The sequence below is a fragment of the Paenibacillus sp. 01L418 genome (assembly GCF_056400045.1).
In genome coordinates this window covers 1-13962 of sequence record NZ_JBFTSN010000149.1, presented here as the reverse complement: position 1 = coordinate 13962, position 13962 = coordinate 1, and the positions used below count along the sequence as shown (strand labels likewise).

The 13962-nt window shown below is 44.0% G+C and carries 15 protein-coding genes; 13 read left to right on the top strand and 2 right to left on the bottom strand.

Annotation, left to right across the window (positions count from 1 at the left end; translation table 11 throughout):
- Positions 1–258, top strand: a 258-nt coding sequence (locus AC1DSE_RS18255; RefSeq protein WP_477527994.1) for a sigma-70 family RNA polymerase sigma factor, incomplete at its 5' end; no start/stop codon positions are given.
- An 81-nt stretch (positions 259–339) separates the two neighbouring features.
- Here AC1DSE_RS18255 and AC1DSE_RS18250 read toward each other — a convergent pair.
- Both AC1DSE_RS18250 and AC1DSE_RS18245 read right to left on the bottom strand, forming a co-directional pair.
- Positions 340–480, bottom strand: coding sequence for a hypothetical protein (locus AC1DSE_RS18250; RefSeq protein ID WP_339204731.1), 141 nt, complete (start codon positions 478–480; stop codon positions 340–342).
- A gap of 4 nt (positions 481–484) precedes the next feature.
- The gene (locus AC1DSE_RS18245) at positions 485–841 is read right to left on the bottom strand and encodes a YtxH domain-containing protein (protein ID WP_339204730.1); all 357 of its coding nucleotides are present in this window, start codon (positions 839–841) and stop codon (positions 485–487) included.
- 419 nt (positions 842–1260) lie between these two features.
- Here AC1DSE_RS18245 and AC1DSE_RS18240 point away from each other — a divergent pair, with 419 nt between their 5' ends.
- The 12 genes from AC1DSE_RS18240 to AC1DSE_RS18185 all read left to right on the top strand — a co-directional run.
- Entirely contained in the window at positions 1261–1842 is a 582-nt protein-coding gene (locus AC1DSE_RS18240; RefSeq protein WP_477510662.1) for a GNAT family N-acetyltransferase, read from the top strand.
- 42 nt (positions 1843–1884) lie between these two features.
- Positions 1885–3366 (top strand): methyl-accepting chemotaxis protein, encoded by a 1482-nt coding sequence (locus AC1DSE_RS18235; RefSeq protein ID WP_441883682.1) that lies wholly within the window; start codon positions 1885–1887, stop codon positions 3364–3366.
- Between the two features lie 301 nt (positions 3367–3667).
- The gene (locus tag AC1DSE_RS18230; protein ID WP_477527993.1) at positions 3668–4723 is read left to right on the top strand and encodes a phosphotransferase enzyme family protein; all 1056 of its coding nucleotides are present in this window, start codon (positions 3668–3670) and stop codon (positions 4721–4723) included.
- A gap of 177 nt (positions 4724–4900) precedes the next feature.
- Positions 4901–5317 carry a hypothetical protein gene (locus AC1DSE_RS18225; protein WP_076269040.1) on the top strand — a complete coding sequence of 139 codons (417 nt, stop codon included), beginning with the start codon at positions 4901–4903 and terminating at the stop codon, positions 5315–5317.
- A 1-nt stretch (position 5318) separates the two neighbouring features.
- Entirely contained in the window at positions 5319–5846 is a 528-nt protein-coding gene (locus tag AC1DSE_RS18220; RefSeq protein WP_477527992.1) for a nucleoside-triphosphatase, read from the top strand.
- A 739-nt stretch (positions 5847–6585) separates the two neighbouring features.
- Positions 6586–7371 carry a nitroreductase family protein gene (locus AC1DSE_RS18215; RefSeq protein WP_477510658.1) on the top strand — a complete coding sequence of 262 codons (786 nt, stop codon included), beginning with the start codon at positions 6586–6588 and terminating at the stop codon, positions 7369–7371.
- Between the two features lie 102 nt (positions 7372–7473).
- On the top strand, positions 7474–7656 hold the full coding sequence (locus AC1DSE_RS18210; RefSeq protein WP_076269036.1) for a YezD family protein: 183 nt from the start codon (positions 7474–7476) through the stop codon (positions 7654–7656).
- A gap of 25 nt (positions 7657–7681) precedes the next feature.
- The gene (locus AC1DSE_RS18205; RefSeq protein WP_477510657.1) at positions 7682–7990 is read left to right on the top strand and encodes a hypothetical protein; all 309 of its coding nucleotides are present in this window, start codon (positions 7682–7684) and stop codon (positions 7988–7990) included.
- A 96-nt stretch (positions 7991–8086) separates the two neighbouring features.
- Positions 8087–9055: an aldo/keto reductase gene (locus tag AC1DSE_RS18200; protein ID WP_477510656.1), complete on the top strand. Its 969-nt coding sequence runs from the start codon at positions 8087–8089 to the stop codon at positions 9053–9055.
- 98 nt (positions 9056–9153) lie between these two features.
- Complete coding sequence (locus AC1DSE_RS18195) at positions 9154–10263, top strand: ABC transporter ATP-binding protein (protein WP_477510655.1); 1110 nt, start codon at positions 9154–9156, stop codon at positions 10261–10263.
- 36 nt (positions 10264–10299) lie between these two features.
- Complete coding sequence (locus AC1DSE_RS18190) at positions 10300–13254, top strand: extracellular solute-binding protein (RefSeq protein ID WP_477527991.1); 2955 nt, start codon at positions 10300–10302, stop codon at positions 13252–13254.
- A partial coding sequence (locus AC1DSE_RS18185) for a carbohydrate ABC transporter permease (protein ID WP_477527990.1) occupies positions 13244–13962 on the top strand: 719 nt, incomplete at its 3' end. The genes AC1DSE_RS18190 and AC1DSE_RS18185, both read left to right, overlap by 11 nt.

Genomic DNA, 13962 nt, shown 5'->3' with positions numbered 1-13962 from the left:
ACTATAGGCGATCTAATTGGTTCAGACAAGGACGATTATCAGAATGTTGATAATCGTCTAGACTTGGAGGAGGCGATGGATCAACTGAAAGCAGAGGAGAAGAAGGTACTTATTCTTGCTTATCATAATGGTCAATCTCAGCGTGATATAGCCGATCAGCTTGGCGTATCGCAGATGAGCGTTTCTCGCATACAAAAGCGGGCGATTGAGAAGCTGAAGGTACTGCTCGCAGATCATAGCGCTGAATTTGGAATGTAAAGCACTTTTATTAATTTTTAATATATTAAAAACCCCCTTTCCATCTTGATGGAAAGGGGGTTTTTGTTATAAGCCTTATTGTTATTGAACCGGATCGGGTACCATGCCATTCTCAATGACTTGTGCATTGGTTTCCATGTTCTCCATATCCTCGCCAAGCTTAATCATCTCTTCTTCTGTAGGTGCCATTGAATTTGTAGTTGATTCAAGCTCGTCTTTCATTTCATTACCTCCCAGTTGTTGCAAGTCCATCCTTGACATCATCTTTAGCAGAGGAAATGGAATCCATAATATGCTGATTTGATTTTTTGGCGTGATCTACCAAGTCGCCAGCTTCCTCTTTGATATTAGTTGCTATATCCTTCGTGTTTTGTCCGACGGCAGCAGCTAAATCCTTTGTATTATTTCCCACCGTAGTGGCAATTTCCTTTGTCTTTTCGCTAATCGTCTTGAACTTGTTGGAGAGATCCTCCCGCAGGTTTGCACCTGTTTTTGGTGCGAACAGCAGAGCTGAAATAGCACCGATAGCACCTCCTACAATTGCGCCAATCAATACGCCGTTACTAGAGTTTTCTCGTGACATTTGTCATCTCTCCTCGATTTGTATTTGTCGATCAAGTTGATCAACGTTGTTTGAATTTCTTAGTTATATATAAACGAAAACAAACGTTTTGAAACAAATCAATAAGGAAACTATTGACAATTAAAGGGAGACGATGCTACGATTTGTTTCGATTTCTCACTTACTTGCTAGGAATTATGTGATATGAACGGTTGAGTAAATCGATTGCATGGAATAATTTATATAAAAAGATTGAGAAGGAGGGCGTTTATATTTAGTAAGATGAAAAATTAGAAGTAGCTTTAGAAAAGTTTTGAAAAATAATATATTTATTCTCTTAAATTGGTTAATTATTGAGTTAATTATTCCGATAAAAAAATTGCCTGCCTATTTCACCTATGTAGAAACTCGCAAAAATAGAGAGATAGAGGAGAGAAATCATGTTTAAACGAGTGGAGAATGAGCTGGAGCTGGCTATGTTTAACGGCATTTGGACAACCGTCTGGATGGAGAAAGGTTTTGAACTTGAATTTTCTGAAAACACTCTTGAGAGATTCGTCATTGTGACAGAGGAAGGACATTATGTAGGGACATCTGAAATTAAGCCCTATTGCTTGACTTCAAGCTCCATTAACGATGCAGGTCCGTTTCAAACGCATCCGAAAATTATTGAAGCAGGCGACGCTGTAGCTGAAATTGACAAAATTGCACTGCTCCGATCCTATAGAGGAAGGCATATCTCAGATTTGCTCTCGTCGGCAGTCTACATAGCAGAGAAGCTGCAGCTGAAATATTTTGTCTCGTTGCTTGAGCCGAAATTTATGAGGGCACTTCGTATTTCATATCAAGTACCATTAGAAAAAGTAGGAGAGAAGGTGTTCTATAAGGGAGATGACGTCATTCCCGTATTGTTCGATATGGAAAAGATGTATCGCAACAAAAATAGTTATCAATGGCTCGTCTATCCGCAAGAAGCGGTTTTGGCTGCAAACGGTGCAGGAGGAACTGGACGTACCGTTTAAACGTATGAAAACATGAGTTAACACAGAAAAGGCGGAAATGTCATGAAAAAAGAATTAACAGAACTAGACAAACGGAATCGATTGTTAATAAAAATCCTGTGGAGTTTGCTTGCTCTCGGGATCGTTACAGATCTTGCTATTGGGCTTGATGCAAAGATGGTTCTTCTTCTTGCGGGAGTCGGTATATTTTTGTGCGGTGCAGCTACTTTCATGACATACCGTGGCATTTTTACACAATTTATTAAATTTTTTGTACCCTTTATATTGACCATTATCGTTACTTTATTAATCGTATCGGATCCGAATCCTATTGTGAGCACGTACTTTTTAGTTTATGTAAACCTCGCAATCATTACTCTTTACGCAGACTATAGACCGATTATTTTGACAGGTGTTTTGGGAGCCGCAGTAAGCACATATTTATTTTTTGATCCTGTGCTGCAGCCTAAGCTATTCCCAAACGAATCGCTTGTTTATTTATTTTTGTATCTCTTATTTGCTACGGTTGCGCTCGCATTCTCAGCCGGCTTCAGCGGCAAATTGCAGCGGCAGGTAACAGACAAGCAGCGGGAAGCTTTAGCTTCTAAGGATATGGCAGAGGCGCTGCTCGCTAAACTAAACTCTTCTATTATTGTATTAACGGAGTTCAGCAGCAGCCAGCAGCTGACGGTTCGTTCCACTGGAGAAATATCGAAAGAGGTAACGGCAACGTTCTCCGAAATGTCGGCTGCGATCGAGAAGCAGACAGGGACTATTATGAACATTAGTGAATCCTCGCAGGTCATTGATACTTCGGTTAAAACGCTTTTGGAAGGTACGGAGCAGCTGAAGCAATTTTCTACGGTTAATGCAGATTTGACGGAGAACAATCGGGAGAAAATGGCTGTGTTATCGTCAGAGGTAGAAAGTGTTCGCTCTATCATTACACATACCGTGGACATGATGATTGAACTCAATGAGCAAAATGATCGTGTAAGCTCAATTGTAGAAACGATTAGTACGATTGCTGAGCAGACGAATCTACTTGCGCTTAATGCTGCGATTGAAGCAGCTCGCGCAGGCGAGCACGGCAGAGGTTTTGCTGTCGTATCAGGCGAGGTGCGCAAGCTTGCAGATAATGCGAGAGCGGCGACGAATGAAATATCTGAAATTTTGACGGGTATTCGTTCACAAATCAGTGCTGTACACGCGCAAGTTGAAAGTGGCCAAGCAGCAGTGACGACGAGCAGAGATGTGTCTTTGCAGGTTGAGAAGCTTATTGATCAGATAAACGAGAATACGGAGCTTGTGAAAAGGCATTCTGATTCAGTTGGCAGCTCTGCCAATGAACTGCATGAGCGTTATGCGAGCATGTCGAGTGAAATGCTCAATATCGCAGCTACTACGGAACAAAATATGGCTTCTGTTGAAGAGGTTCATGCCAGCATGGAAACACAGGATATGAAGATTCATACGATGGTAGAAGAATATGCTCAGCTTGATCAATTGCTTTCAGAGCTTAAGCAAATGGCGGCGAAGCATTAAGCTGATTTATCATAACATCATTCGTTTTATAGAAAACGTCAATAGAAGGAGTACTGCTTACCTCGAATGGGGTTGGCGGCTCCTGAAATGGCGTTTTTTTTTGTTAGTTTTATATGAATATGGATGAATAACTAACGGACAAATATGGAGTCACAAACCTCTGTTATCGGTGAGCAGTTAATAGAGTGATTTTGTGTATTAAATGATTTCTAAATGTTTATTACTTAGGTTCACGGCATGATAGCCATTATAATGACAAGAACAATGAAATGGTGGTTATAGCCGTTGAAGGAGATAATATATGATTGATTTTTTTCGTTTTGATACAGATGAGAATAGGATATCACTGCTAGCTCGAGCGAGGAAAGTTGCGTTATCGGCACTGCAAGAGTATGACTTGGAATGGGTGAGCATTCGATTTATTCAGCTGTCGGACACAATCACGTATAAAATTGAGACAGATACAGCGGAAAAATATTTGCTTCGAATTCATTCGGATCGACTCAGCATAGAGGAAATTCGTTCAGAGCTTGCTTTGCTTCAGGCCTTAAATAAATCGGAGGATTTGCATGTGCCAGAAGCGCTGGCAAGCTGCAGCGGCGCTTCTGTTTTGCAGATCGATACGGAAGCCGGCTATCGTCGTCCGTATGTTACTCTGATGCGATGGGTAGATGGCGAGCACGCTAGCGGGGAGTTTTCGGATCATACGGTTCATCTTATGGGTGTCATGATGGGAAGGCTTCACAAAGCGGCTGCAAATTTTGTCCCGCCTTCTGATTTTGTTCGTCCTGTTTGGGGAGCAGAGAGCTTTAGTCATCAAATGGCTAAGCTGGAACAGTATTATGGATGTTTTTTATCGGGAGAGGCATGGAGATCATATCAAGCAGCGGCTGAGAAAATCATATCGGAACTGGCTGTAATGGAACGCAGCGGCGATAACTACGGACTCATTCATGCGGATTTGCATAGCGGCAACATCGTTTTTAACGAGGATCTGCCGTATCCCATTGATTTTGGCAGATGCGGTTTTGGTTATTTTCTGTACGATATGGCAGGCTCGCTATTAGAGCTTTATCCGAAGCATCGCTGGCTGTTTATGCAAGGCTACGAGAGTGTAARAAAGCTGGAAACGGACTATGTTAAGAGGCTTGAATGTTTTTTCGTCATGTTCATGATCGAGAATTATTGCCATCATGCCTCAGACCCAAGAGAAACAGCCAGTTTAATTGCAGAACAGCCGTATGCTCAGGCGTATATAAGAGATTATTTAAACGATACACGGTTTTTATTCCAAGTTATCGAACCTATGGAAATCGATAGAACAGCAATTTTAGGGAGGAAGGAAAATGGAGAGTGAAGGTGAAAATATGATATTAGTCCCATAAAGGCTGATCGTTGTGAAGTCCGTGCGCTGCGCGGGCTTTTTTGTGAAGGGAGAGAAGCATCAAAATAATAAAACAGATAAGGCAATTGTGAAACATTGTAAATTAAATAAACGTTTAATACTTATCTAAGCAAACAAGGCGGTGTTTAATTGGAGATAGTCAAACATTTTTTTCTTTGGATTTTTATGATTATATTGTTTGTTGCGGCAGCGGTGGTCTTGGAATTATTCGAGGGGAGCAAAATTATGACAACCGAATATTATGGTCTCCGTAATATCGGGCTGACGTTCGTTTTGCTGATGGTTGTTTACGCCTTCCTTTTTTATCCGATTACATTGCTGCCAATCTCTTTAGTTGTTCATAAGCTGGTGAAATCACTAATGATTAAGGCTTCAATCTATATCCTGTTTGGTGGATTGGTGGGCGTATATATGTTTCATTATTTATATGATAATTTTGTCTCGGGATACGAGTTGAATAGAAATAGCTCTATTATAATATTTGCGGTTGTGGGTTTGTTATATGCCCTAGCAGAAAATATGCTGCACCGCCGAATGAGGGAATGATATGGAAACATGTTTTTTGTTGACTGGGAAGCCGCGAGTAGGCAAATCGACTKCCATTGTACAGCTTATTAACCGAATAGGCGCTGAGCATGTTGGAGGATTTTATACGGAAGAAATACGGAGCGAAACGGATCGTATTGGATTTAACTGCGTAACATTGGATGGAGTAAGCAAAAGAATAGCAAGTGTAGATAGTACAAGTTCCATAAGAATAGGAAGATATGGCGTTGAATTAGAAGCTTTTGAGAATTTAGCTCTAACGTCAATTAGACATTCCTTGAAGACGAAGAAGGTAACGGTTATTGATGAAATTGGCTACATGCAAATGTTATCGGTACCTTTTCGGAAAATGGTCTATGACATGGTTTCAAGCTCGCAGCATCTCATCATAGGCACGATTTGCTTGGATAGCCATTCCGAAATTGACAAGATAAAGGAGCTGCCAGGCATCAAGCTGTACGTTATGAATGAAGAAAATAGAGAATTAACAACAGAGGCATTGGCGAACGATCTTTTTAGGTTATTGTAGGTGGTTCATTGTACGATAAAGAAGCTTCCTAATCCACGTTCTAAGTGGGTGGGGAGGCTTTTTTTTGAATGGGTAGATTTGCTCGATAATGAGTATGTGTAAGGTTAATCGTGTTTTGAGTAATCGTATCTTCTAACAGGAAAAACTCCTGTTAATTTCTCAGTTTTTACGTCAAATGCTCAATTAACAGGAAAATCTCCCGTTAATTTCGCGAAATTAGCTCTAATTCAGGAATATGAAGAAAATTAACTGGAGAATTTCCATGTAATTAGTTAAATTAGACTCTTTTTGATGAATTAACAGGAGAAATTCCCGTTAGCGTAGGGATTCTCGTATCAATTGAAGGGAATTACGTGTGAAGAATCGATTTAGTAAAGGGTTTGGGTAACATTTGCGTGAATCCCGCGTAAAAAATTGAGTTAGCCTAGGGATTCTCGTACCAATTGAGAGGAAATCCCGTGTCAAGAATCGTGTTAGCATAGGGAGTTGCGTATCATGGGGAAATTCATACGAAGAATCCAGTTAATTAAGGGTTTAGGTAATAAATTAGTGAATTCAGTGTGAAAATTTTCAGTTGGTGCAGGGAGCTCAGTAGCAAGTGGTGAAGCAAGCTTGACCTTGGCAGCAGCGAAAGCGTGGCGCCAATTTGTAAAAAAGAGTCGTGGAAATTAGACGGATAAGTGTTGACGGATGGAAAACATCATGTTAAATTTAATTTATCCTATTGAATTAGTCGGAAATGAATAATGACACTTGCATCGTCATTCATGGCAATGGTTTCGCTGTATTTGATTGCAAGTCGCGCTCGCTAGAAAACTGGAGGCGCATGCCAACCGAATGCCGAATCGGTTGTCGTGCGCCTTCTTTTTATTCAAAGGAAGAGGAGATGGGGATAGTGAGTCATGTTGGTTTTGGAGCTAATGCTCAGTCACTTGAGCAGCAATACAGTAAAGAGGTTGCCGATGCAAGAAGCCCTGATTATCCTGTACACCCGCTTATTCTGAATCGATGGTCGCCACGATCCTACTCGGAGCAGCTTGTGAGCGATGAAGAGCTTTATACGGTTTTGGAAGCTGCAAGGTGGGCGCCATCGTCCAGCAATTTGCAGCCTTGGAGATTTTACGTGGCAAGGGAAGAAGCCGAGCATGAGCAGTTCCGCAAGTTCATCGTGCCTGGCAACCGCTTGTGGACAGACCACGCACCCGTGCTGCTGCTTCTAGCTTCTGAAGCGGTTAAGCAAGATGGCAATCCGAATGTGTCGCATGCTTTCGATACAGGAGCTGCTTGGGCAACTTTGGCGCTGCAAGCGAGGCTGCTTGGTCTATCGACTCGTGCCGTTGGAGGATTTGACCGAGCGGAAGCACGCAAGATTTTAGAAGTACCCGAACATATTGCACTGCATGCCGTCATTGCACTCGGTCATCGTGGAGGACTTGATACGCTCGATGAAAAGTTTCGCGATAAAGAAATTCCGAATGGGCGTCGCCCCTTGGCTGAGAGTCTATTGGAGATTAAGGTAGATTAAACGGCTAATGCTTTCTGGAAACCTGTTTGACCATGCATTTGGTTTGATGGCACTTATACATTTAGTTTGAAAACACTCATAAATTTGGAGAGGATGTTGAATATGTCCAGAACGGTTGAGGTTGCTGATGAATGGTTGAAGCGAATACAGGATCAATTGGCAGGCGTTCAATATGGCATCGTTCAAATTACGATTCATAATGGTCAAATTGTACAAATTGATCGGACGGAGCGCAGCCGTTACGAGGTGGAGAAGCTGCCATCTGCTGCTCGCAAGCAAAGATAACCGTTTATAAGTGGAGAGGATGCGTATGAAGAACGATAGGAGCTCCAGTTTATATGAATGGCCGGATCTTGCCTTTCATCATTACTGCTTGCAAATGTATCGGCTGAACCGTGGTGTCTACAATACCATTGATCAATGGCTGTATGACAACGGTTATGCTGGAATTAAAGGCCGGCGGAAGATGATTATTCAGTTTCTAGATCACATGATCAAGCTGCAGGCGGAAGAAGGCCGTAAGTATTTATCTTTTGGCAAAGGAAATTTGGTCGCTCAGCTTAGCCAATTTGCTGCTGAACACGAAGTTCCGGTAATAAGAGCCTTGGCCGCATACTAATAATGAATATATTCGACCGGAAAACCGGAGACATTTTGCAAATGCAAAACCTGTCTCCGGTTTTTTTTTGTACAAAATTTGAGGAGGATAACGAACATGGAATATCGTAAATTGGGAAGAACAGGACTAAAAGTATCTGAGGTGAGCTTAGGTACGATGGCGTTTGGAAGATGGATTGATGAGGAGGCATCTGCTGGAATTTTGGATGCCGCGCTGGATCATGGCATTAACCTCGTGGACACTGCTAATGTATACGGGGAAGGTGAGTCGGAACGTATACTGGGCAATTTGTTAAAAGAAAGACGTCACCAAATTGTGCTGGCAACCAAAGTTCATGGCCGCGTAGGCGAAGGGGTAAATGATTCGGGGCAAAGCCGCTATCATATTTACAAGGCTGTTGAAGACAGCTTGAAACGGTTGAAAACCGATTATTTGGATCTGTATCAGGTACATCGATTTGATCCTAATACCCCTCTTGAAGAAACGCTTCGAGCTTTAGATGATCTGGTGCGTCAAGGGAAAGTAAGATACATAGGCGCTTCTAATTTTGCTGCATGGCAGCTTGCGAAGGCTCACGGTATAAGCGCGCTGCATAGCCTGCATCGCTTCGAAAGTCTCCAACCGGAATACAGCATCATCTCGCGTGAAATTGAGAAGGAAATTATACCTTTTGTGCAATCGGAGCAAGTAGGCGTTATCGTTTATAGTCCGCTTGGCAGAGGAATACTCTCTGGCAAGTATAGGGTTGGAGAAGCGCCGCCTGAAGGATCACGGCTTGCGGCAGGCGAGCAAAGGCTGGAGGAGCTTTTGAAGAAAAATGCAATTCCAGTTGCTGAGGCGATTAGACCTTTGGCGGAAGAAAAGGGCCTTACTCAAGCGCAATACGCATTGTCTTGGGTACTGAGTCGTCCTGGCATTACTTCGGCAATTCTAGGCGCTTCAAAGCTTGAGCATATTACGGAAGCTGCAAAAAGCTGGGATGTTAAACTAAGCGCTGAGGAACTGGCGAAGGCTGATGAAGCAACCTCCAATTTGGAGTCGGCAAAAGAAGCCATTCCGAGCTAATTCTATAATGGAATACATTCTACCGTATAAATGGAGGATATCAGAGCAGTGTGTGATATCCTCATTTTTTTATCAAGTTCGGATGGGAGGCGGTAAGCATGGCGGGAGTAACGATTAATCATCTATACAAAAGATATGGCAAAGACAAACACGCGGTTGTGCAGGATTTCCAGCTGGAAATTAAAGATAAGGAATTTATCGTATTCGTCGGTCCTTCCGGCTGCGGCAAATCGACGACATTAAGAATGATTGCCGGGCTTGAAGAGATCTCCGAAGGCGAAATTTATATTGGAGAGCAGCTCGTCAATAAGCTACCTCCGAAGGACCGTGATATTTCGATGGTTTTTCAGAACTATGCCCTCTACCCCAATCTAAGTGTATATGAGAATATTGCGTTTGGACTGAGGATGCGCAAGCTTCCTAAGCATGAGATCGATTTGGCGGTAAAAAATGCTAGCCGAATTCTGGAGATTGAGCCGTATTTAAATCGCAAGCCAAAGGAGCTGTCGGGCGGTCAGCGCCAGCGGGTGGCGCTTGGCAGAGCTATCGTGCGTGACCCGAAGCTGTTTTTGATGGATGAGCCGTTGTCTAACTTAGATGCCAAGCTTAGAGTAACAATGCGTATGGAAATAACGAAGCTGCACAAAAAATTAGGCACAACCTTTATATTCGTTACCCATGATCAGGTCGAAGCGATGACGATGGCGGACCGTATTGTCGTGATGAAGGGCGGACTCATTCAACAATGTGATACGCCGGAGCTGATCTACTCCAAACCTTCGAATACGTTTGTTGCGAGCTTCATAGGTTCTCCTCAAATCAATTTCATTCATGGACGCGTGCAGGAAAATCCGCAGGGGCGATTAGAGTTTCATACGAATCGTTTTCAACTGAAGTTAAATGAAGTGATGGAGGATATTTTACGCAAAAATAACCAACTAAACAAATCGGTGATATTAGGTATAAGGCCGGAAAATGTGAAGCTGGAAGGCTTGTTCTCGGAGACGATCATTACCGGAACCTATAAGGACAATGAACTTATGGGCGCTGATCGTTTTCTTTATTTAGACATCGGACAGGAGAAGCTGCTCATTGCACGCGTCGATCCCGATAATCGTTTTGCTGAAAATGAGAAAGTGAAAGTAGAGCTTGATATATCGAAGGCTCATTTCTTTCATAAGGATACGGGTGAAAGATTTACAGAATGATCGGTATTTGCGAAGGAGGGAGGCGGCTTAACCTTTATGAATAAGAAACGGAAATGGCTTGTCTATGGTGCCAGTATTGTCATTGCAGCATGGCTGCTTAATGCTGGAGCGGCAGTAAACTCAGAATCTGGAGACAAAACCGATACGGTCCAATATGACAAGCTCGTAACTACATTTAATTATGAGGTTGATCCTTATTTTAGCGATGCGCTGGCAGCATGGCAGGAGAAGGGCCTGAGCAATGCAACAACTTCAATTCAGCTGGATGCAGCGAAGCCATCTCGTGTATCGAATGAAGAGGAGATCAAAGCAGGCGATTATGACGGTAAATCAAACATACTGATTTGGAATACAAGGAACACAGGATGGGTTGAATATCAAGTTGACGTTGCAGAGAGTGCGCTGTATGAAATCCACGTATCTTATAACCCTCTGAAGGATGGAAGAAAGGGACCGATCGGGTGGGAGGTAACGATAGATGGCCAAAGGCCGTTTAGGGAAGCCTCTTCCATATCCTTATATCGGACATGGGAGGATGTGCGCCCTATTCTGAAGAACTCAGACGGCGATGAAATTCGTCCTCGTTCGATTGATGTGTCGGGCTGGAGCGAGAAGCCGTTAACGGATTCAGGAGGGGCATATGCGCAGCCTTTGCAATGGCATTTCGAACAAGGAACGCATACCATTCGATTGCAAGGGTTTGACCCCGTTGCGCTTGAGCGAATTAAGCTTGTTCCGAGCAAGCAAATACCTGATTATGCTGAAGTTAAGGCTGCGTATGCCGATACGCCTTCTCTTGCGGGCGATGTATTGACGATTCAAGCGGAGGATTTTACGAGCAAAAATGATACGGCAATAAAGCTATTTTCGGATAAAAACTCACGCACGCTGCCGCGGTATACGGGAAGAATTATTTACAATACGGTCGGCGGTCCGCGCTGGCTTGAACAAAACCAGGAAATCTCATGGTCGTTTGAGGTGCCGGAGAGCGGCTTGTACAAAATAGGCTTTCGCGCTCTGCAAAATACGATAGCTCAGAAAACCTCCTACCGGGTCGTTCGAGTGGATGGAGAGGTACCGTTTACGCAATTTTTAGCGTATGGCTTTCCTTATTCTACTGGTTGGAACGGAATGATTTTGCAGGACGAAAAAAAGAATCCGTATTTGCTTAATCTAGAGAAGGGCAAACATACGTTGTCGCTAGCCGTCACACAATCGCCTATTAAGTCTATCGTTGTGGATGTCGAGAAGCTGATCGCTCATTTGGATGCGATTGACTGGGATTTGCGTACGATTACAGGCTCGAGCTCGAAGAAGACCATTGACCGCAATCGTACGTGGAACATGGAGCAGGACTTCCCAGGGATGACTGACAAGATGGCGCTGGCAGCGGATGTCATGGAGTCACTGTCGAAGCGGGTAGTTAAAGCAAATGGCAACAAGGATTCAATCAGTCAAGGACTCGATACATCAGCAAAGGATTTGCGAGCATTGCTTAAGAAGCCTGAAGAAATTCCTTATCAGGTCGAAGAGATTTCTTCGATGAGAGAGAAATTCGGTACTTTTATCGATACACTGCTCAAGCAATCGCTGCAGCTGGATGAGGTTTATATTATTCCCGAGAAGACGGATGCTCCGAAAATGGAAGCTGGTTTTTTTGGCCGGCTATGGGGCAGCGCTCAAAACTTTATTTACTCTTTCGATGCGAGGGACAGCCTTAACGATTTGGACGACAAGAAGCTGAACATTTGGGTTCAGCGCGGCAGGGATTATGTGGATCAGCTGCAGCAGCTTGCTGATGAGTCGTTCACGCCAGAAACAGGCATTGAGGTAAAGGTGAACCTGCTTCCAAATGCTGAGCTTTTGCTTATGTCTAATGCAGCTGGCGTGCAGCCGGATATTGCCCTTGGCTTGACGCAGGATTTGCCAGTCGATTATGCCATTCGCGGTACGCTGCAGGATTTAAGCAAGTTTGAAGATTTTGATCAGTTGTATCCGAAGTTTAGTCCGGGATCGTGGCTGCCGCTGCACTACGATGGCGGTTATTATGGCGTGCCGGAAACGCAGTCGTTTCAAGTTCTCTATTACCGCAAGGATATTTTGAAGCGTATTGGAGCTGAAATTCCCGAGACATGGGAGGACGTATATCAGCTATTGCCTACGCTGCAGCAAAACTTTATGAACTTCTACGTAAATCCGAAGGAGTTTACGCATTTCTTCTATCAAAATGGCGTCGAGTTTTATGAACCCGGCGGTGTGAAATCAGGTCTCGATGGTCCAGAGGCTTATCGTGCTTTCAAGCAATGGACGGATCTATTTAATACATACGCTGTGGAGCGGGAGGTGCCGAGCTTCTATCAGCATTTCCGCAGCGGAACGATGCCAATCGGCATATCGGATTACAACATGTATGTGCAGCTTTCGGCTGCTGCGCCTGAGCTGAATGGACGCTGGGGCATCGCGCTTATTCCCGGTACGAAGCAGGCGGACGGATCGATAAGCCGCTGGGCTGGCGGGGGGCAGCGTACGGGTGTCATTTTTGACAAGTCCAATAAAAAAGCAGAGTCATGGCAATTCCTGAAGTGGTGGTTGTCAGCTGAGGTGCAGGAGCAATATGGCTCTGATTTGGAAGCGGTCAATGGCGTCGCTTTCCGCTGGAATACGTCCAACGTGGAAGCCTTCACGCATCTGCCGTGGAAAAAGGAGGATGCTGAAATTATTTTGAACCAGTGGAAATGGTATAAGGATATTCCGAATGTGCCCGGCGGATATTTCTTGGAACGCGAGATTCATAATGCATGGAATCGATCCGTTGTTGGAACAGCGAATTATATGTCCTCCTTGGAGCAAGCCGTTCGGGACATTAACCGCGAGCTTCTAAGGAAGCAGCAGGAATTTGGCTACATCAATGAGCGAGGCGAACAGGTGAATAAGCTGGACATTCCTATTGTCGATCAGCCTTGGGAAGGGATTGATCGTTATGTGGAGTAGATTATGGTCGTATCGTATTTCGTATTTGTTTATCGCGCCGTTTCTGATATGCTTCGCTCTGTTTATCGTTATTCCGATTCTTGCCGCGGTAGGCTTAAGCTTTACCTATTACAACGGGATTGAGCCTCCTCGCTTTATTGGCTGGAGCAACTTTCAGTATTTGATCGCGCAGGATCTGCTGTTCCTAAAATATGCGCTGCCCAATACATTTAAGTTTGCTGTCATTGTTGGTCCCGGCGGTTATGCTGCCGCCTTCCTGCTCGCATGGCTTATTTCACGGCTGCGCGGCGGCGTTCGCAAGTGGGTGGCGCTTGCGATGTATACGCCATCGCTTACCGTTGGCATAGCGATGACGATTATCTGGCTTCCCTTGCTGTCGGGCGATCGCATTGGCTATTTGAACAGCTTTCTATTAAAAGCAGGCCTTATCGACGTGCCAAAGTTATGGGTGACCAGTCCAGAGTTTCTTATGAACTCGATGATCGTCGTCACATTGTGGTCGAGCATGGGTGTAGGCTTCCTAGCAATGCTGGCGGGTATTCTTAACGTGGATACGATACTTTATGAGGCAGGAAGAATCGACGGCATCAGAAACAACATACAGGAGCTATGGTATATTACGATTCCRTCCATGAAGCCGCAAATGCTGTTTGGCGCCGTAATGGCGATTGTTACGACCTTTAAGACCGGATCAATTGGTGTTGAGCT